Source organism: Ancylobacter defluvii (assembly GCF_018390605.1).
GTDB classification, from domain to species: domain Bacteria; phylum Pseudomonadota; class Alphaproteobacteria; order Rhizobiales; family Xanthobacteraceae; genus Ancylobacter; species Ancylobacter defluvii.
Window position 1 is genome coordinate 1 of record NZ_JAHBGD010000019.1, and the last position, 18,292, is coordinate 18,292.

The 18,292-nt window shown below is 65.7% G+C and carries 18 protein-coding genes and 1 pseudogene; 5 read left to right on the top strand and 14 right to left on the bottom strand.

Annotated elements, in window-relative coordinates; translation table 11 throughout:
- Positions 1-89: 89 nt before the first annotated feature.
- The 11 genes from KHC24_RS14150 to KHC24_RS14200 form a co-directional block, all read right to left on the bottom strand.
- The gene (locus tag KHC24_RS14150; RefSeq protein WP_213363960.1) at positions 90-533 is read right to left on the bottom strand and encodes an acyl-CoA thioesterase; all 444 of its coding nucleotides are present in this window, start codon (positions 531-533) and stop codon (positions 90-92) included.
- Between the two features lie 9 nt (positions 534-542).
- Complete coding sequence (locus tag KHC24_RS14155) at positions 543-2,069, bottom strand: acyl-CoA carboxylase subunit beta (protein ID WP_213363961.1); 1,527 nt, start codon at positions 2,067-2,069, stop codon at positions 543-545.
- Between the two features lies 1 nt (position 2,070).
- The gene (locus KHC24_RS14160; RefSeq protein WP_213363962.1) at positions 2,071-2,289 is read right to left on the bottom strand and encodes an acyl-CoA carboxylase biotin carboxyl carrier protein subunit; all 219 of its coding nucleotides are present in this window, start codon (positions 2,287-2,289) and stop codon (positions 2,071-2,073) included.
- A 40-nt stretch (positions 2,290-2,329) separates the two neighbouring features.
- Positions 2,330-3,610, bottom strand: a complete 1,281-nt coding sequence (locus KHC24_RS14165) for a TRAP transporter large permease (RefSeq protein WP_213363963.1) — start codon at positions 3,608-3,610, stop codon at positions 2,330-2,332.
- Positions 3,611-3,614: 4 nt separating this feature from the next.
- Positions 3,615-4,121, bottom strand: a complete 507-nt coding sequence (locus tag KHC24_RS14170) for a TRAP transporter small permease (protein WP_213363964.1) — start codon at positions 4,119-4,121, stop codon at positions 3,615-3,617.
- 66 nt (positions 4,122-4,187) lie between these two features.
- Positions 4,188-5,207 carry a TRAP transporter substrate-binding protein DctP gene (gene dctP, locus KHC24_RS14175; protein WP_213363965.1) on the bottom strand — a complete coding sequence of 340 codons (1,020 nt, stop codon included), beginning with the start codon at positions 5,205-5,207 and terminating at the stop codon, positions 4,188-4,190.
- A gap of 66 nt (positions 5,208-5,273) precedes the next feature.
- Positions 5,274-6,185, bottom strand: coding sequence for an HpcH/HpaI aldolase/citrate lyase family protein (locus tag KHC24_RS14180; RefSeq protein ID WP_213363966.1), 912 nt, complete (start codon positions 6,183-6,185; stop codon positions 5,274-5,276).
- Positions 6,182-7,441, bottom strand: a complete 1,260-nt coding sequence (locus KHC24_RS14185) for a CaiB/BaiF CoA transferase family protein (RefSeq protein ID WP_213363967.1) — start codon at positions 7,439-7,441, stop codon at positions 6,182-6,184. Before KHC24_RS14185 ends, KHC24_RS14180 begins: the two co-directional genes overlap by 4 nt.
- Positions 7,438-7,917, bottom strand: coding sequence for a MaoC family dehydratase (locus KHC24_RS14190; protein ID WP_213363968.1), 480 nt, complete (start codon positions 7,915-7,917; stop codon positions 7,438-7,440). The genes KHC24_RS14185 and KHC24_RS14190 overlap by 4 nt, the downstream gene beginning before the upstream one ends.
- Before the next feature lies 1 nt (position 7,918).
- A complete protein-coding gene (locus KHC24_RS14195) occupies positions 7,919-9,073 on the bottom strand; it encodes an acyl-CoA dehydrogenase family protein (protein ID WP_213363969.1) in 1,155 nt (384 codons plus the stop codon).
- Positions 9,070-9,546, bottom strand: a complete 477-nt coding sequence (locus KHC24_RS14200) for a MaoC family dehydratase (protein WP_213363970.1) — start codon at positions 9,544-9,546, stop codon at positions 9,070-9,072. The genes KHC24_RS14195 and KHC24_RS14200 overlap by 4 nt, the downstream gene beginning before the upstream one ends.
- A gap of 260 nt (positions 9,547-9,806) precedes the next feature.
- Between KHC24_RS14200 and KHC24_RS14205 the strand changes: the two genes are divergently transcribed.
- The 5 genes and pseudogenes from KHC24_RS14205 to KHC24_RS25645 all read left to right on the top strand — a co-directional run.
- Positions 9,807-10,559, top strand: coding sequence for a helix-turn-helix domain-containing protein (locus tag KHC24_RS14205; RefSeq protein WP_213363971.1), 753 nt, complete (start codon positions 9,807-9,809; stop codon positions 10,557-10,559).
- A gap of 30 nt (positions 10,560-10,589) precedes the next feature.
- The gene (locus KHC24_RS14210; RefSeq protein ID WP_213363972.1) at positions 10,590-11,966 is read left to right on the top strand and encodes an acetyl-CoA carboxylase biotin carboxylase subunit; all 1,377 of its coding nucleotides are present in this window, start codon (positions 10,590-10,592) and stop codon (positions 11,964-11,966) included.
- A 66-nt stretch (positions 11,967-12,032) separates the two neighbouring features.
- Entirely contained in the window at positions 12,033-12,386 is a 354-nt protein-coding gene (locus KHC24_RS14215; RefSeq protein WP_213364276.1) for a RidA family protein, read from the top strand.
- Between the two features lie 35 nt (positions 12,387-12,421).
- A complete protein-coding gene (locus tag KHC24_RS14220; protein WP_213363973.1) occupies positions 12,422-13,846 on the top strand; it encodes an aldehyde dehydrogenase family protein in 1,425 nt (474 codons plus the stop codon).
- Positions 13,847-14,174: 328 nt separating this feature from the next.
- Positions 14,175-14,411: pseudogene (locus KHC24_RS25645) on the top strand (2-oxo-4-hydroxy-4-carboxy-5-ureidoimidazoline decarboxylase); the annotation flags it as partial.
- Between the two features lie 180 nt (positions 14,412-14,591).
- Here the strand turns inward: KHC24_RS25645 and KHC24_RS14230 are convergent.
- The 3 genes from KHC24_RS14230 to KHC24_RS14240 are packed head-to-tail and all read right to left on the bottom strand — an operon-like array spanning position 14,592 to position 18,044.
- On the bottom strand, positions 14,592-15,806 hold the full coding sequence (locus KHC24_RS14230; protein ID WP_213363974.1) for an amidase: 1,215 nt from the start codon (positions 15,804-15,806) through the stop codon (positions 14,592-14,594).
- The gene (locus KHC24_RS14235; RefSeq protein ID WP_213363975.1) at positions 15,793-17,040 is read right to left on the bottom strand and encodes an amidohydrolase family protein; all 1,248 of its coding nucleotides are present in this window, start codon (positions 17,038-17,040) and stop codon (positions 15,793-15,795) included. The genes KHC24_RS14230 and KHC24_RS14235 overlap by 14 nt, the downstream gene beginning before the upstream one ends.
- 41 nt (positions 17,041-17,081) lie before the next feature.
- Positions 17,082-18,044, bottom strand: coding sequence for a LysR family transcriptional regulator (locus KHC24_RS14240; RefSeq protein WP_213364277.1), 963 nt, complete (start codon positions 18,042-18,044; stop codon positions 17,082-17,084).
- Positions 18,045-18,292: the final 248 nt, after the last annotated feature.

Here is an 18,292-nt window from a genome sequence, read left to right on the forward strand (position 1 = left end):
CGGATCTTAACGTTGTAGTCCACAACCCGCTTGACGGGCACAAGGATCTTCATCGTTCTGCCTGCATCCTGGCCGGAGGCCGATCGGAATCAGAGGTTGAGGAGTTTCAGCAGCATGTCGCGTTCCGCCTCCGAAAAGGCGGCCGCACGCCTCTGGGTGCGATCCACATTCACGGTCACCGCGCGCCCGGTCGCCGCGACCCGCCCGCCGTCGAACAGCGCCTGTCCGAACACCACCGAGGACCGCCGCACCTCGACGATGCGACACGCTGCCTCGACCGTGCCCGGGTAATGCAGCTCGCCGACGAAATCGGCTTCGAGATGCACCAGCATGAAGGTGCGCTCATCGTCGCGGACGAGCGGCGTGCGCCCGGCGATGAAGCGGTTGCGGACGTTCTCGAACAGCTGGAGGAAGGCGAGATTGTTTACATGCCCGTTCTGGTCGAGGTCGGAAATCCTCAGGCTCTCGGTGGTGAAGAAATCAAAGGACGCCTTCAGTTTGAGGTCGATGGTCGGTTCGGTCGTCTCGCTCATCGCCGGTCCTCAGCACGTCGTCGGCCAAGTGGACAGGCGGTGCAGTCCGATGCCGCCGGTCGGGCGGCGGGCATGCAGCGCCCGCATGTGGATCAGCCAGTCGCGCGTCTCGCTCGGCTTGATGACGGTCTGCGCCATGAAGGCGTCGGCCAGTGCATAGGCCGAAGTGTCGCGGGTGAGCTGCGCCTCGAGCGCGGCATATTGCTCCGGCGTCTCGCCCGGTTTCAGCCGGTGCAGCACGTTCATCGCCGGCTGCCGGCCCATCAGGCTCACTTCGGCGCTGAACCAGGCCGCCATCTCGTCGCAATAGCCCGCGCCCATATTGAGATGGGCCTGCCCGTAGGACTTGCGCATGATGACGCTGAGCTTCGGCACGCTCGCCGCGCCGAGCGCCTGGAGGTAGTTCATGATCTTGCCGGGCATCTTCTGACGCTCGCCGGCCGCCCCGACCATGAAGCCGGGCGTATCGGCGAAGGTGACCAGCGGGATGTTGAAGCTGTCGCAGAGTACGATGAAGCTGACGATCTTGTCGCAGGCCTCGGCGTCCAGCGCGCCGCCCTTGTGCATCGGGTTGATGGCGATGATGCCGACCACCTCGCCGGCGAGGCGGGCGAGGCCGGTGAACGCTACCGGTGCGAAACGCTCCTTCAGGGGAAACAGCGTGCCGGCGTCGAAGATCACCTGAAGGATGCGGCGCACGTCATAGGTGCGCTTGGGACTCTCGGGCAGGATGGCGAGCAGGCTTTCCTGGTCGCCGCCGGGCTCGCCCGCTGTGGTGCGCGGCGGCAGCTCGTTGGCATGCGAGGGCATATAGGAGAGGAAACGCTTGATGAGCTCGATCGCTTCCTCGTCGGTATCGACGGCACGGTCGACGGCGCCGGTGACCGAGGTCTGCACCTCCCAGCCGCCAAACTCGCGCGGATCGCCGGCCTCGGCGAGGGCCACGGAGGTGACGTGCTCGCTCGACACCGCCATCACCGCCCCCTTGCGCATGACGACGAAGTCCGACATCGAGGCGTAGAAGGATCCGTCGCCATAGGTGAGGCCGAGGATCGCCGTCGCCCAGGGCGAGGACCGGTCGCGCCACAGTTCGGAGTGCTCGCCGGCGCGGTGCAGACCCTGTGCGCCCATGATGTCGGGAATGCGTGAGCCCGCACATTCGTTCAGCAGCACCAGCGGCACGCCGTTCCTGGCGGCGTTGACCTTGGCGTGGTGGAATTTCTTGTCGCCGATCGCCGAGGTCGAGGCGCCGAGCGTGGTGAAGTCCGCGGCGTGCACCACGACCGGGCGTCCCTCGACGGTCGCGCTGCCGCTCACATAGCCGTCGCCGGCCGAACGTTCGCGATCCTCGGGGCGGATGGAGACGGCGAGCAGGCCCCATTCGGAGAAACTGCCCTCATCCGTGAGACCTGCCACGCGCTCGCGCGCATTGAGGATATTCTGCGCGCGCCGCTCATCGAGGCGCTTGGCCGAGCCCATGGCGAGCGAGCGGGCGCGGCGTTCCTCGAGCTCGCTGATTTCCTTTTCGAACGCCATGTCAGTCGATCCACGCGACGGTCTGCTCGGCAGCGACGGAGGACTTCTCCGCCACCAGGATCTCGGTGATGCGGCCAGCGCGCGGCGCCAGCACGGGAATCTCCATCTTCATGGATTCGATCAGGACCAGCTCCTGAAATTCCTCAACCGCGTCGCCGACCGCCACCAGCACCTGCCACACGGTGCCGGACACCTCGGAAAGGACAGCTGTTCGATTCATTTCTGGGACCTCTGCATGAACGGGGCGCGCCGTGACGCGGCTATTTCGAGAAGACGAGATTGGGCAACCAAAGAGATAGCGAGGGTACGAAGGTAACCAGCATCAGCAGCAGGAAGAGCAGCACCTCCAGTGGGAACACCCCTTTCGTCACCACGCTGAGCGGCGTCTTCGACACGCTGCTGAGCACGAAGAGATTGAGGCCCACCGGTGCCGTCAGCAGCGCCAGTTCCATGTTGATCGTCATGACGACGGCGAAATGCACGGGGTCGATGCCCATCGGACCGAGAAGCGGAACGAGGATCGGCAGGGTGATCAGCATGATCGCCACGACCTCGAGGAACATGCCGAGGATGACGAGCAGGATGTTGATGATCAGCAGGAACTGCCAGGGTTGCAGATTGATCTCGACGATGAAGCGAACGATGGCCACCGGCACACCCGACGCGGTCAGCCAGTGCGCGAAGGCCAGCGCCGTCGCGATGATGACCGTAATGACGGCGGCGCTGCGCACCGAATCGCCGATCTCCACCGGCGCCTCGCGCCAGCCGATGCCCTTGTAGTAGAGCAGCGAGATGAGCAGCGCCACCACGGCGGCGAGCACCGACGCCTCCGTCACCGTGACGAGACCGCCATAGATGCCCACCCCGACGATGACGGGGAGCAACAGGGCCGGCAAGGCATGGAGCGTGACCTGCCAGGCATCCTCGCGGGACCGGTGCGGCTCGCGCGGCAGCTTGTGGCGATAGGCGTAGTAGAGCGCGTAGACGAGGAAGATGCCGGCCTGCAGAAGGCCGGGCACGACGCCGGCGAGAAACAGGCGCGGCACCGACTCCTCGGCGATCAGCGCGAAAAGGATCATCGCCAGGCTGGGAGGAATGAGGATGCCGAGCGTGCCGGAGGCGGCGAGCACGCCGAGCGAGAACGGCATCGGGTAGTCGCGCTGGGCCATGGCCGGCACGAGGATCGCGCCCATCGCCATCGCCGTGGCGACGGAGGATCCGCAGATCGCCGAGAACAGCGCGCAGGCCAGGATGGCGACGATGGCAAGCCCGCCACGCACCGAGCCGACCCACAGACTGACGAGGTCGATCATCGCTTTCGCCACCCCGCCCTTCTGCATGAAGGACGCGGCCATGACGAAGAACGGCACGGCCAGCAGCGTCTCGGAGTTCAGCCCGTCCAGCATCTTCTGGACGACGCCGACCAGCGGGTCGCCATTGAGCGCGTACATGAGGAAGGCGACGGCGCCGAGCACCAGGTAGATCGGCATGCCGATCGCCAACATCGCGAAGAAGACGAGGCCGAAGACTTGGACCGCCATGGTCTCAGACCTCCGCCGCCGAATGGAGGGCCATGGTCCGCTCGTCGAAGGCGGCGGCGTAACGAACGAACCGTTCGAGATAGCGAAGGACGATGAACACCCCGCCGGTCGGAGCGGCGGCATAGTAGAGCCACATGGGAAACATCAGGGCGGTGGCGCTCCGCTCGTCGAGGTCCCAGGCGTCGTAGGTCGCCTGCCAGCCATACCAGACGAGGCCGGCCCCGAAGAGCAGACCGACGAGGCAGTTCACCAGTTCGAACCAGCGCTGGGTTCTCACCGACACATGCGTGATGAGGAAGTCGGCCCGAATGTGCGAGTCGACACGGATCAGTTCGCTGCAGGCGAGGAACATGGCCCAGACGAGCAGATAGATGGACATCTCGGCGCCCCACGAGATGCTGTACTCATGGAAAGCCCAGGTGGAAACGATCTGGTAGAAATAGAGCAGGAGTGCAGCGACGCCGAAGCCGCCGATCACCACCCGCAACAGCATTCCAAGACGATGGGTCATCACATTCGTTCCAGCAGAACCGTGGAGGGTCGGGAGAAGTTGCCTCCTCCCGATAGCCGTAGGCCACTAATCGAGCTTGAGGTCCTCGCGCGCCTCGGCGGCAAGAGCTGGATCGATCTTCAGGGTCTTGATGAGTTCGTCCTGCGACTTCATCAACTCCTTGCGAACCGCCGACAGTTCGGCGTCGCTCGGAGCGACGACGGTGACGCCATGTTGGGCAAGCACGCCGAGCGCCTGCTTCTGCGCATCGGTGGTCATGGCGCGGTATTCGCCGATATTCTTCTCCCAGCTCTCGACGATCAGCTTCTGAAGGTCCGGCGGCAGCTTGTCATAGGCCGGCTGGGAGATCATCGGAATGAACTGGTGGAAGAACTCGCGGTCGGCCAGCGTGTACTTGATGCCGGCCTCCCAGAGCTTGGCCGAGGCGATACTGTTGGACGTGCTGAACAGCGCACCGAAATTGCCCTGGCTCAGACCCATGGCGACGTCCGCCCACGGCACCAGCACGGGATCGCCGCCCAGCGCCTTGATGCGCACTTCCGTGCCGGCGCCGCCGAAGGAGCGCACGCGCAGGCCCTTGAGGTCGGTGCTGGTCTTGAGCGGCGTGTTGGTGCTGTGGGTGTCGCTGTAGCCGTGGTCGAGCCAGCGGCCGATCACCTTGACCCGGAGCTTGTCTTCCAGGGACTTGTTGATCGCCGCACCGACCCGCCCGTCGCTGACCGCGTACATTCGTTCCTGCGGGACGCCGTAAAACATCGGCAGCAGGAACAGATCGTTGTTGGGGTCGATGCCGCCGAGCACCCAGTTGCCCGGCATCGCCATATCGACGGAGCCCTGTCGCAGGGCGCGGCCGACATTGAGGTCGTTGAAGAGCTGGGCCGAATGGAACAGCTCGATGTCGAGCTGCCCGCCGGATTCCTTCTTCAGCAGCTCGAGCCATTTCATGACGACGATGGTGCGGTGATGAGCCGGCGCCGTATCGATCGACATTTTCAGCTTGTAGGTCTCGGCCGAGGCCGTTCCCGCGAAAGCGGCAAGCCCGACCGCCATGACGGCGCCGGCCAGTCTGGTCAAGATGGTCTTCATGGTCCCCTCTTTATTGTGCAGGCGCCGGATCGTTCGCCGGGCTCTGTTCGGAAGTCGAAAAGTCCCCTACATGCCGATCAGGTCGGCTTGCTTCAGGATCGCCCCGAACATGCGGATCGAGGCGACGTCGACCATGGTGCCGTCGACCTGGATGGCGCCGAGGCCCTGGGCCTCGGCCTCCTTGTAGGCCGCCGCGAGCTTGCGGGCGCGGGCGACCTCGCCGGCATTCGGCGTGAACACGTCGAGCGCCCAGTCGATCTGCGCCGGGTGGATGGCCCATTTGCCGACACAGCCGAGGGTCAGCGAGCGCGAGGCTTCCTCGGTGTAGCCGGCGGGATCGCGGAAATCGGCATAGGGGCCGTCGACCGGATCGATGCCGGCGGCGCGGCAGGCCATCACCAGGCGGAAGCGCGAATAATGCCAGACGTCGCCCGGATAGGGGCCGACCTTGCCGTCCGGCTTGATCAGCACGCCCATCGAGGCGGAGAAGTCCCCCATGCCGAAGATCAGGCATTCGAGGCGCGGGGAGGCCTTGGCGATCGCCTCGACGTTCTGCAACCCCTCGACCTCCTCGATCAGTGCCTCGAGGCCGATGGATTTCGTCAGCCCGATATCCTGCTCGAGCTGGTTCAGCAACGTATCGGCAAACAGGATGTCGGCGGGCGTCTTCACCTTGGTGAGCATGATGGTGTCGAGGTTCTCGCGGGCGCCCTCCACCACCTCGATGATGTCGCGATAGGCGTATTTCGTCGTGAAGTCGTTGATGCGGATGCAACGCGTCTTGCGGCCCCAGTCGAGCGTGTTGAAGGCTTCGACGATCTTCTTGCGGGCACCGGCCTTCTCGCTGGGCGCCACCGCGTCCTCGAGATCGAGGAAGACATGGTCGGCGGCGGAAGCGGCCGCCTTGCGGATCATCTTTTCCGAGGATCCCGGAACGGCAAGCTGGGCGCGCCTCAGGCGCTGGGGACGAATGGTCATGCTGCGGTCTCTGTGGTCTGGGAAAGCAGGGCGCCGAAGATGCCGGCGGCGCGGAGTTCTTCGATGGCAGCGGGAGCGAGCCCGGCCTCGGCGAGCACCTCATCGGTGTGTTCGCCGAGCAACGGCGCCCGGCGGCGGATGGATCCGGGTGTCTCGGTCATCTTCACCGGTATGCCGGCGAGCATGACGGGCTGGTCCATCCCCGGCTGCTCGACCGGCACGATCATCTCGCGGGCGGCGAAATGCGGATCGGCCATGATGTCGGCGACGTTGTAGACCGGACCGAACGGGACGCGCCCGCCCAGCAGGACGAGGAGCTCCTGCTTGGTCCTGCGCCGCGTGAAGCCGGAGAGGATGTCGATCAGCTCGACATGGTTGTCGTAGCGCACCTGCCAGGTGGAGAACCGCGCGTCGGCCGGCAGCTCCGGCATGTCGAACAGCCGGCACAACTCGCAGAACATCCGGTCGTCATAGGCGGTGATGGTGCAGGAGCCGTCGCGGGTCGGAAAGGTACCGAAGGGGCACAGAAAGGGATGCTGGTTGCCTTGCGGCACGGGTACCGTGCCGCCATACGCATATTGGTGGAGGACCCGCTCGCACAAAGCGAGGATCGAATCCACCATGCTGACGTCGACGAACTGCCCCTGCCCGGTCCGGCCGGCATGGTGCACCGCGCAGACGATGCCGAAGGCGGCCAGCATGGCCGGTACGATGTCGCCCACGCCCGGCCCGATCTTTGTCGGCTCACCGCCCAGCTCGCCGGTGATCGCCATGATGCCGCCGAAAGCCTGCGCGACCACATCATAAGCCGGCCAGTCGCCATAGGGGCTCGGCAGGGTGCGCGCATCGCCAAAGCCGCGGATGGTGGCGTAGACGAGCTTCGGATTGCGCGCCCGCAGCGTCTCGTAGGAAAGACCGAGCTTCTCCATGACGCCGGCGCGGTAGTTCTCGACCACCACGTCGGCGCCGTCGATCAACGCCAGCAGCACCTCACGGGCGGCATCCTGCTTGAGGTCGAGCGTGATGGAGCGCTTGTTGCGGTTCACCGAAGCGAAATAGCCGGCATAGGCCCTCAGCCCGTCCTCGGGATGGAACGGCCCGAAGGTGCGGGTCACGTCGCCGGCCGGCGGCTCCACCTTGACGACGTCGGCGCCCTGATCGGCCAGCATCTGTGTGCAATAGGGGCCGGCGAGGAAATGCGTCAGGTCGATCACCCGGAGGTCGCCGAGCGCTCCCGCCGGCGCGGCGCGGCTCACGCTGCCCCCCAGTGGCTGGCGCGCTTGACGAGCACCCTGCGCACGCATTCGCAGACGACGACGTCGTCCTGGTTCACGCCCCAGTGCTTGAAGGTGACGATGCCGGCATCCTCGCGTCCGGCGTCTTCCTTTGCGAGCACCTCGGTGTAGGAATAGAGCGTGTCGCCATGGAACACCGGCGACTTCAGCCTCAGTCCGGTCATGCCGATCTCGGCGAGCGCATTCTCGGCGGTATCCTGGCTCGCCATGCCGATCACCAGCGAGGCAGTGACACCGCCGAAGGTGACGCGCCGGCCGAAGGGCGAATCCTTCATCGCGTGCTCGTCGAAATGGCCGGAGGCGGTGTTCATGACCAGATTGGTGATCAGCACGTTCTCCAGCGGCTCCACCGTCTTGCCGCGCGCGTGCCTCATCACCTCGCCGACGGTGAACGCCTCGAAATAGCTGTCCTTTGAGGTGAGCGATGCGATCTTCATCTCACATCCTCCCGAGGATCTGGTCGGAGATGACGCGCAGCTGGATCTCCGAGGTGCCTTCGAACACCTTGGTGAGGCGCGCGTCGCGCCAGTAGCGCTCGACCGCATGGTGGGTGGTGTAGCCGGCGCCGCCATGGATCTGCAGCGCCTCGGACGTCACCTTCTCGGCCATCTCCGAGGCGAGATATTTCGCCATCGAGGCTTCGCGATCACAGCGCTCGCCGGTGTCGATGCGGTCGCAGACATAGTGGACGAGCTGCCGGCAGGCCTCGATTTCCGAAGCCATCCTGGCGATCTTGAATCGCGTGTCCTGGAAGCTGGCGATCGGCTTGCCGAACTGCACCCGCTCCTTGGCGTACTCGACCGCGTCCTCGAGGCCGGCACGGGCGACGCCGACCGCACGGGCCGCCGTCTGGGCACGGGCGCATTCGAGGCCCTGGGTCGCGTAGTAGAAGCCCTTGCCCTCTTCCCCGATCATGTTCTCCGCCGGGATGCGGAAATTGTCGAAGGCGAGCTCGTAGGTCTTCATCCCGAAATAGCCGATCTTCGGGATGGCCGAACCCGCCATGCCCTTCGGGAACTCGCCTCGCTTCTTCTCGAAGATGAACATGGAAAGGCCGAGATGCCGGCGCTCCGGCGGCGCCTTGGAGGTGCGCGCCACCAGGATGATGAAGTCCGCCTCCTTGGCGAAGGTGCACCAGTATTTGTTGCCGGTGACGAGATAGGAGTCGCCGTCCTTCACCGCGCGGGTGCTGATCGAGGCGACGTCGGAGCCGGCGCCCGGCTCGGACATGGCGAAGGCACCGACCATCTCGCCCGCCGCCATCTTCGGGAGGTAGTGCTTGCGCTGTTCCTCGCTCATCATGTGGCTGCCGATGAGCAGGTTGCCGCGCACGATGATCGAGCCGACCGACATCCAGCCGCGCGCCAGCTCCTCGGACACGAGGCAGTATTCGAAGCAGCCCAGGCCGAGCCCGTCATATTCCGGCGGGATGAGGATGCCGAAATAGCCCATCTCGGCGAGCTTTTCGCGCAGCGACATCGGAATGTCGGCGCGCTCGGGATCGAGTTTGTTGGCGAGCGGGATCACCTCGCGACGGGTGAATTCGCGAGCGTGCTCCTGAATTTCACGCCGCTCTTCGGTCATGTGCGTCATTGGACTGCCACTTCCCGCGGCTTCAGGCGCGGGACCATGTTGGTGCGGACGAACGAAATGACCCGCTCGCCCTTCTGGTTGAAACCTTCGGTGTGCCAGGTCGCGATGCCCATCATCGGGCTGGATGAGGAATCGCGCAGGGCGACGACCGTGCTGCGGGCCGTAAGCGTGTCGTCGGGGTAGACGGCGGCGCCGTAGTCGAGGTCGTCGACGCCGAGAAAGGCGCCGCCCGCCTCCGAAAGGTCCTCGACCGACAGGCCGAGCACGAGGGTGAACACCATCAGCGGGTTGACCGGCGTGTCCGCATGGCCAAGCGCGGCGGCGTATTCGCGGTTGAAGTACAGCGGATTGAAATGAAGCGTCAGCGTGGAGAACAGCGCGGCCTCCGAATGGCGCAGTGTCCGCCCCCAATGGTGCTCGAAGCGCTTTCCCACTTCGAAGGCCTCGAAGTGGTTTCCCTTCGCCCTGAGCACCGCCGAATTTCGAAAATCTGCTGTCATTTCAATATGAAACCTCCGGCCATGAGGCCATGGCCACATTTTTCGGCACCGCTGCCTATCCTTTAATCACGATTAAATCTTCACGAGCAGGTTCGATGCTATGAAAAAAAATGTCAACGGCAATTTTCCATGTCATCGAAACTTGACACCAAAATTTCGATAGCACTAATTGTCCATCGATAGCCGCGGAGGCATGGGCCGCACGGCGACGATCGGTTCCCGGGACGCGTTTCATGGATGACAGGACCAAGATGGCCGGCACAAAGACCCGGACGAAAGCGGCGAAGCCCAAGGCTGCGGTCGTCGAGCCGGTGTCGGCGAAGGCGGCGGCCAAATCGGCGCGTCCGACGCCTGCCAGCGCGGAGACGACGGCCGACATTTCGCCTGACGACCTTCACGCCGAGTCCGATGCCCGTGTCGGCGCCGTGGTGCGCGCCGAGCGCCTCCGGCGCAGCTGGTCGCTGGGCACTCTGGCCGAACAGGCATCTATCTCGATCGGCATGTTGAGCCAGATCGAGCGTGGCCTCGCCACGCCCTCCCTGCGCACGCTGCGGCTTCTCGCCGGCGCGCTCGATATGCCGATCACCCAGTTCTTCGAGGGAGATTCGGTTCCGTCTTCGGCCAACCCCTTCATCGTGCGGGCCAACGAGCGGCATTGCCTGAATCTGACCGAGACCGGCATCAACAAGATGTTCCTGATGCCGCCGGGGGCGAGCCTGCTCGAAATGTGGGAGTTCCGCTTCGCGCCCGGCGGCACCTCGGGCGGCGCACTCTACAACCACAATGGCGAGAAGGCCGGCGTCGTCATCAAGGGCCGCATCCGGCTGCTCATCGGTGATGAAACCCATGTGCTGGAGGAAGGCGACAGCTTCCGCTTCTCCAGCATGCTGCGTCACCGCGTCGACAACGATTCCGACGAGGAGGCGCGCGTCTTCTGGGTGGTCACCCCGCCCGCCTCGGGAGGGCGGGCTCCGTCGCGGCAGTGATGCGCCCCATCCGTTTTTGAAGGCTATGTCATGAAGAAAGTTCTGGTCGCCAATCGCGGCGAGATCGCCAGACGTGTGTTCCGCTCCTGCCGCGCACGAGGCATCGCGACCGTCGCGGTCCATTCCGACGCGGATGCGGCAGCCGCCCATGTCGCCGAGGCCGACGAGGCTGTCGCGATCGGTCCGGCCCCCGCACGGGAAAGCTATCTGCGCCCCGACGCGGTGATCGCGGCGGCACATGCGAGCGGGGCGGACTCCATTCATCCCGGCTATGGGTTTCTCGCCGAGAACGCCGCCTTTGCCCAACGGGTCGCCGATAGCGGCCTCACCTGGATCGGCCCCTCGCCACAGACCATCACCGACATGGGCGACAAGCAGCGCGCGCGCGAGATCGCCAGACGAGCGGGCGTGCCGGTTGTTCCCGGCAGCGCGCGCTTCTCCATCGAAGATGAGGGTTGGCAGGAAGCCGCCGCCGAGGTCGGCTATCCCCTGCTCGTCAAGGCGGCCGCGGGCGGCGGCGGCATTGGCATGCGCCGCGTCGACAGTCCGGATACGCTCGCCGGCATGTTCGCCGCCACCCGCTCGATGGCGGCGAAGGCCTTCGGCGACGCGACGGTCTATATGGAGCGCTACGTTCCCAGAGCCCGCCATGTCGAGCTACAGGTCTTCGGCTTCGGCAATGGCGAGGCCATCCATCTTTTCGAGCGGGACTGCTCGCTCCAGCGGCGCTTCCAGAAGGTGATCGAGGAGAGCCCCGCCCCCGGCCTTCCCGCGGACACGCGCGCCGCGATGGCGGAGGCGGCGCTGCGTCTCGCCCGCGCCACCCGCTATGCCGGTGCCGGCACGGTCGAGTTCATTCTCGATGTGGCGAGCGGCGAGTTCTTCTTCCTGGAAATGAACACCCGCATCCAGGTCGAACACCCTGTCACCGAGATGCTGACGGGTCGCGATCTCGTCGGCATGCAGCTCGATTTCGCCGCCGGTGTGTTCGACGCAATGCCCCAGGAAAGCATCACCGCGAGCGGCCATGCCGTCGAATGCCGCCTCTATGCCGAGGATCCCGCCAAGAACTTCCTGCCGGCTCCCGGCCTGATCACGCGCTACGAAGAACCTTCGGACATGGAGGGCATTCGTGTCGATTCCGCCTATCGCCAGGGCGATGTGGTGACGTCGTTCTACGATCCGATGATCGCCAAGCTCATCGCTCACGCACCGACGCGCGAGGCGGCTATCGACCGGGCGGTGGAGGCGCTTCGCCGCTTCCGCGTCGAAGGCGTGACGACCAATCGCGACTTCCTCATCGCGTGCCTGAAGGATGCGGAATTCGCCGAGGGCCGCGTGCACACCGGCTTCATCGAGGCCCGTCGCGCGCTGCTTCTGCAAGCGCTCGCTCCGGCGGCCGAGTAATCGGCCCCGCAAGGCCTCACTTTCTCTCGTCCCTTGAAAACTGGAAGGTCGCCCATGAGCGTCAGCATGCCGATCGAGCGTCTCGGAACCGGCCCGCGCATGTCGCAGGTCAATGTCTTCGGCGGCGAGACCGTCTATCTCGCCGGACAGATCGCCAAGGCGAAGGCCGGCGCCTCCATCCGTGAGCAGACGGAGGAAATCCTCGCCAATGTCGACGCGCACCTCGCCTCGGTCGGCAGTTCCAGGGAGCGCATCCTTCAGGCGACCATCCTGCTCGCCGACATGAAGGACTTCGACGAGATGAACAGCGTATGGGACGTCTGGGTGCCGCAGGGCAGCACGCCCGCCCGCGCATGCTACGAAGCGAAGCTGAACCGCCCGGCGCTTGGCGTCGAGGTCATCATCGTCGCGGCGCGCTGAGCACCTCGATGGCGTGCGCGCAGCAGGAAACCGTGATGTCCCGGCTCGACCGGTTCTATATCGATGGGGCCTGGGTGGAGCCCAGATCCACGGCCGTCACCTCGCTGGTCGATCCGGCGAGCGAAGCGGTCATCGGGCAAGTCGCACTCGGCAGCGAGGCAGACGTGGATCGCGCCGTCACTGCCGCGCGGGCCGCCTTTCCGGGCTTTGCGGCGATGGAGACGGCCGAGCGCATCCAATTGCTCGAACGGATCGCGGAAATCTATCGCCGACGCATGGGCGAGATGGCCCACGCCATTTCGCTGGAGATGGGGGCACCGATCCGGCTGGCGACCAAGGCACAGGCTCCCGCCGGTCTCGCGCACATCCTTGAGGCGGCAAATGTTCTGCGTCGTTACAACCGCGATGAAATGATCGGCAAAACCCTGGTCACCCGGGAGCCGATCGGCGTCTGCGCGCTCATCACGCCCTGGAACTGGCCGATGAACCAGATCGCCTGCAAGGTTGCGCCGGCGCTTGCGGCCGGCTGCACCATGGTGCTGAAGCCCAGCGAGTTCGCACCGCTCTCGGCCCCGCTCTTCGCCGAAATCCTGGACGAGGCCGGCGTGCCCGCCGGCGTCTTCAATCTCGTCAACGGCACGGGAACCGTCGTCGGGGCGGCGCTGTCGCGCCACCCGGACATCGACATGATCTCCTTCACCGGCTCGAACCGTGCCGGCGCGCTCGTGGCAAAGGCCGCGGCCGACAGCGCCAAGCGAGTCCATCAGGAGCTCGGCGGAAAGTCCCCCAATCTTCTTCTCGACGACGTCGATTTCGCCAAGGCGGTCCCGGCAGCCGTCCGGGCCTGCTTTCTCAACAGCGGCCAGAGCTGCAACGCGCCGACGCGGCTGCTGGTGCCCCGCACCCGGCTTGCCGAGATCGAGGCCTTGGCGCGCGCCGAGGCTGAATCGCTCATGGTGGGCTCGCCGCTCCACGAAAGCAGCTTCATGGGACCGGTCGTCAGCGCGCGCCAGTTCGAGCGGATCCAGGCCTTGATCGAAGCTGGCATCGCGGAGGGTGCGAAACTCCTTTGCGGCGGTGTGGGCAGACCGGAACACCTTGCGACGGGCTTCTACGTCAAGCCGACCATTTTCAGCGGCGTCGACAATGCGATGAGCATTGCTCAGGAAGAGATATTCGGTCCGGTGCTCTGCATCATCACCTATGAGAACGAAGAGGAAGCCATCGCCATCGCCAACGACACGCCCTACGGCTTGTCCAGCTACGTCTCCTCGGCCGACCCGCAGCGCGCACGCCGTGTCGCCCGGCAGCTACGGGCCGGCATGGTGCATATCAATGGTGCCTTTGCCGACTTCGCCGCACCGTTTGGCGGCTACAAGGCTTCGGGAAACGGCCCCGAATGGGGCCGCCATGGCGTCGAGAGCTATCTCGAGGTGAAATCGATCTTCGGCCATGCATGACCGCCGGGCGCGGTGCCTAAAGGGACATTCACCGGGCCGTTCGGCATGGCAACGGCGCCCTCCCTAGGATGCCTGCCGGCGATACAGTTGCACGCGACGCTCGCGCACCGCGCGAATGGAGCTCAGATGGGTTTCCACCACCCTCGATGCGCAACGGCATAATAGGCGGGCGCGACATGATCGGCGACCAGATATTCCTCGGCTGACGGCAGTTGCCGGACGAACGCATGATCCTGATCGACGCGGCAGACGAACTCGTCCTCGAACCTGCCGAGCGGCGAAGATCGCTCGGCAGGTTCGGCCAGTTGCGGCCTCCGAGAGCGAGCAGATGCGCCTGCTGTGCGCTCATCCCGAGCTGGCCGGCCGCGAGGCGCAGGGCGGCGAGCTCATCCCGGCCTCGGAACTCGAACAGGCCAGTGCCGGGCTGAAGCGTCTGGCGCCGCGCGAGCTGGAGGAACTGCGCCAGCTCAATGCCGCCTATCTCGCCCGGCACGGCTTTCCGTTCATCGTTTGCGTGCACCATTGCACCAAGCGCGGCATCCTGGCGGAACTGGAAAGGCGTAGCCGCCGCGCCACCGCCTTCGAGCGCGAGGAGGCCTTCGCCCAGATCGCCTGCATCGCCCGCGCGGCTGGAGCCGCTTCTGGATCTCGCGGAAGCATCCCGCAAAGAGCCGGCTTTATAAGCCAGCTATTATCTGGCCACGCCGCCAATGCCGCATCGCGCGCCTCACCTCGCGCGCCTCCCTCAGCCCGGCACGTTCTCGACGTGCCGATGCCGGTCGATCCGCTGCGCGATCCCGAGCAGGGACAGGTCGGAGCCCGCGGCGCCCACCAGCGACACCCCCAGCGGGCATCCCTCGTGGCGCGCCAGTGGCAGCGAGACCTGCGGCAGGCCGGCAAGCCCGGCGATGCACAGCAGGTTCATGGCCAGGTGCCGATAGGCGACCTCGACCTCTGCCACCGGCAGCCCCTTCAGCGGCGCGATGCGTGGAACGGTCGGCAGCACCAGAAAAGTGCCGGGCACGATGAGCCGCCGCAACGCGTCGACGATCCGCGCCCGTTCGATTGTGGCGGTCGCCACCGCTTCCTGCTCCACCGTGCCGGCGAGCCTGAAGCGTTCCTCGACCCCCGGGCCAAATCGCGGTTGCGTGTCCTCGATCCAGCCGCCGAGGGAGCTCCAGATTTCGGCGGCCTGCAGCGTCCGGAAGGTCGCCGACCAGGCGGACAGCCCCTCGGGAGCGATCTCGATCGTCTCGGCCGGCCCCAGCAGTTCCTCCACCAGGTGGAAAGCCGGCTCCAGGGCGCCGGCGACATCCGGTGCCAGCGCCTCCAGCGCCTCGCGCGGCTTGAGCAGGCGGGGCGGCGCCAGTTCCTGCCCCGATGCGGCCCCCAGCAGCGCCTCGCCAGCCCGCAGCAATGTCGAGGCGTCCCGCGCCATCCAGCCGACGCTGTCGAAACTGGGAGCGAACGGCGCGCAGCCGTCGAGCGGGATCGCGCCATGGCTCGGGCGAAAACCGAAAAGGCCGCAATAGCTCGCCGGCACCCGGATCGATCCGCCGCAATCCGAGCCGAGGCCGATATCCGCCAGCCCGGCCGCCACCGCGCTGGCCGAGCCCGAGGAGGAGCCGCCGGACACCCGGTCGGGCGCGGCCGGGTTCAATGGCGCGCCGTAATACGTGTTCTCGCCGGTCAGCGAGTAGCAGAGCTCGTCGCAGACCGTCCGGCCGACCAGCTCCGCACCGGCATCCAGCAGCCGCGCCACGGCCCAGGCATGGCGGGGCGCCGGTTCGTGGGTACGTAGCCAGTCCGGGTTGCCGTTGCCGGTGACCGAACCCGCAATGTCGAACATGTCCTTGGCGACGAAGCTCAGGCCGGCAAGCGGCCCGTCTGTCGCTCCCGTGGCGGTGACGTTGTTCGGCCGGCAGAAGGCGCCGGTCGCCTGTGCCTCAGCGGGCGGCATGGCGCGCTCCATCGGGGAAATGGAGTTCGGCCGGCTTGCGGGTGAGCGTCCGGCGCCCGCGCTTGAAGCCGTCAAGCACCGGAGCCAGCTCGGCAACGGCAGCCTGCGGACTGGCGGCGTCGAGGACGACGAAATCCGCCGGGTTCCCGACCGCGATGCCGTAGCCGTCCAGGTTCAGCAGCCGGGCCGAGCGGCTGGTCACCATGTGGAAGCATTCGCCCATGTCGTGCGCCGAGCCGACATGGCAGATGTTGGCGTTCAGATTCGCCATCCGCACCAGCGAGCAGTCGCCGAAAGGCGTGAAGGGGTTGAGCACGTTGTTGGTCGACAGCGAGCAATTGACGCCGTGGCGCAAAAACTCGTGCGCCTCCGCCACGCCGCGGGTCTTGGCGTGGTCGCGGTCGCGCCCCATCAGGAACAGGTCGGTCGAGGGCAGCACCGTCAGCGCCACCCCGGCATCGCCCATGCGCCGGGCGATCTCGGCCCGCCGCGCCGGCTCCACATAGGCGAGCTTGGTGACATGCCCGATCGCCGTGCGCCCGCCCCAGCCGAAGCGCGTCGCGCAATCGCACACATGCTCGAGATCGAGCCAGGCGGTATCGGTGCCGAAGTCGAGATGCATGTCGATATCGACATCAAATTCCCGCGCCATCTCGAACACCCGGTCGATCTGGCCGTGCGGATCGCTGTCGGTGTAGGGCGCCGCGCCGACGCAGGTGGCGCCGCCCTTCAGCGCCGCGACCATCAGTTCGTCGGTGCCGGGATTGTTGAGCAGCCCTTCCTGCGGAAACACGCAGATCTCGATGTCGATCGCCCAGCGATAGGCGTCGCGCACGGCGAGCACGCCCTCGAGGCTGCGCAGGCCGATGCCGGGATCGACCTCCAGATGGGTACGCATCTGCGTCGTGCCCTGGGCGATGCACTTCTCCACCGTGCGGCTGGCCCGCGCGAAGACGTCCTCGGCGGTAAAGTCGCGCTTCACCCGGGCGACCTCGGCGATGGCCTCGGTCAGATCGCCGCGCGCCGACTGGCAGCGCTCCAGAATGCAGGACTTGTCGAGGTGGATATGCGTCTCGACGAATCCGGGGGCGACCAGCCGGCCTTGCACGTCCAGCCGCTCGGCATCGCCGGACAGCCCCGCCGCGATCGCCACGAAGCGCCCCTCGGCGATACCGATGTCGACCAGCCGCTCCGGCTCGTCCGGCAGTCGCGCATTGGCTACGATCAGGTCCATCTCTCGGTCTCCTCGCAATCAGGCATCAGCGTGTGCAGGCATCAGCGTGTGGCGGTACGCAGCGTGTCAGGGCGTGCCCGGTCGCCCCGGAGCCGGGCCAGCCAGACGCCCGCCCCCACCATTTCGGCGATCACGTCGGCCATGACCTTGGCCACCGCCTCGCTGCCGCGCGGGTTCATCGTGCGCTGCGAGACCACGACCGACAGCCGCCAGGACGGGGTGGGATCGACGATCGGCACGGCGACCATCTCGCCGCGCTCCATCTCGTCGGAAAAGGCGAAATGCGGCATCACCGCCAGCGCCTTGCGGGCACGCACCATGCGGGCGATGGCGGGAAGGCTGTCACAGGCCATGGCGTTGGGCACCACATCGTGGCGGGCGGCGAACTGCTCGATCACCGTGCGCATCACATTGGGCGCGCCGGGCAGCACGATGGGAAGCGCGAACATATCGCGGAAGGAGATGCTGCCGAGCGCCGCCACCGGATGATCCGGCGGCACGAACAGCATCAGGTCCTCCACCATCATCTCGGTCCACGCCACATGCTCGAAGGCCTTGTGGTCGTAGAGCAGGGCGACGTCCAGCCGCCCCAGCTGGATGAAGTCGTCCAGATAGCCGGTCATCGCTTCGACGATGTGCAGCGTGATGTTCGGCTGGCGCTCCGCCATGGCGGTGATCAGCGGCAGGGACAGGCCGCGGCACGCCGAGGTGGGCAACCCCACCGAGACCCGCCCGGACGGAGTCTGCGATTGCGAGCGCACGACGTCGCGTGTGCGCTCGACCTCCTCGAGGATGCGCCGCGCGTGGTCGTAGAGCTGCTGCCCGATCTCGGTCGGCGTCACGCCGCGGGCATGGCGCAGCAGCAGCTCGACCCCGAGTTCCTCCTCCAGATTCTTCATCTGCTGGCTGAGCGAGGGTTGCGCGATGCGCAGCACCTCGGCGGCACGCGAGAAATTTCCGCTTTCGGCAATCTGAACGAAATATTTGAGCTGACGCAGATCCATGGACAGGCCTTTCATCGCCAACTCTGCCGCGCAAAGGCCAAATGTCAAATGACTAAAAAATAGTCCATATGCACAAACTATTGACACTAGCTTTCAATTTATTAAGTAAAAACAATAAGATACATGAATCATAGAGTCATATGAATTGCCTATAATTCATTGCAATAGTTATTGCCTATATCACCGATTGGAAAATCATCTTTGTCGATAGGCCACACTTATACGTAGCCTCGCTTCGTACCCGACAG

Bases quoted from the DNA above. Each gene is read 5' to 3' on its own strand.
- KHC24_RS14205 (WP_213363971.1), top strand. From the start codon at position 9,807: ATGGATGACAGGACCAAGATGGCCGGCACAAAGACCCGGACGAAAGCG.
- KHC24_RS14150 (WP_213363960.1), bottom strand. From the start codon at position 533: ATGAGCGAGACGACCGAACCGACCATCGACCTCAAACTGAAGGCGTCC.
- KHC24_RS14160 (WP_213363962.1), bottom strand. From the start codon at position 2,289: ATGAATCGAACAGCTGTCCTTTCCGAGGTGTCCGGCACCGTGTGGCAG.
- KHC24_RS14230 (WP_213363974.1), bottom strand. From the start codon at position 15,806: ATGCCGCCCGCTGAGGCACAGGCGACCGGCGCCTTCTGCCGGCCGAAC.
- KHC24_RS14180 (WP_213363966.1), bottom strand. From the start codon at position 6,185: ATGACCATTCGTCCCCAGCGCCTGAGGCGCGCCCAGCTTGCCGTTCCG.
- KHC24_RS14190 (WP_213363968.1), bottom strand. From the start codon at position 7,917: ATGAAGATCGCATCGCTCACCTCAAAGGACAGCTATTTCGAGGCGTTC.
- KHC24_RS14220 (WP_213363973.1), top strand. From the start codon at position 12,422: ATGTCCCGGCTCGACCGGTTCTATATCGATGGGGCCTGGGTGGAGCCC.
- dctP (WP_213363965.1), bottom strand. From the start codon at position 5,207: ATGAAGACCATCTTGACCAGACTGGCCGGCGCCGTCATGGCGGTCGGG.
- KHC24_RS14215 (WP_213364276.1), top strand. From the start codon at position 12,033: ATGCCGATCGAGCGTCTCGGAACCGGCCCGCGCATGTCGCAGGTCAAT.
- KHC24_RS14170 (WP_213363964.1), bottom strand. From the start codon at position 4,121: ATGACCCATCGTCTTGGAATGCTGTTGCGGGTGGTGATCGGCGGCTTC.
- KHC24_RS14155 (WP_213363961.1), bottom strand. From the start codon at position 2,069: ATGGCGTTCGAAAAGGAAATCAGCGAGCTCGAGGAACGCCGCGCCCGC.
- KHC24_RS14235 (WP_213363975.1), bottom strand. From the start codon at position 17,040: ATGGACCTGATCGTAGCCAATGCGCGACTGCCGGACGAGCCGGAGCGG.
- KHC24_RS14165 (WP_213363963.1), bottom strand. From the start codon at position 3,610: ATGGCGGTCCAAGTCTTCGGCCTCGTCTTCTTCGCGATGTTGGCGATC.
- KHC24_RS14195 (WP_213363969.1), bottom strand. From the start codon at position 9,073: ATGACGCACATGACCGAAGAGCGGCGTGAAATTCAGGAGCACGCTCGC.
- KHC24_RS14240 (WP_213364277.1), bottom strand. From the start codon at position 18,044: ATGGATCTGCGTCAGCTCAAATATTTCGTTCAGATTGCCGAAAGCGGA.
- KHC24_RS14210 (WP_213363972.1), top strand. From the start codon at position 10,590: ATGAAGAAAGTTCTGGTCGCCAATCGCGGCGAGATCGCCAGACGTGTG.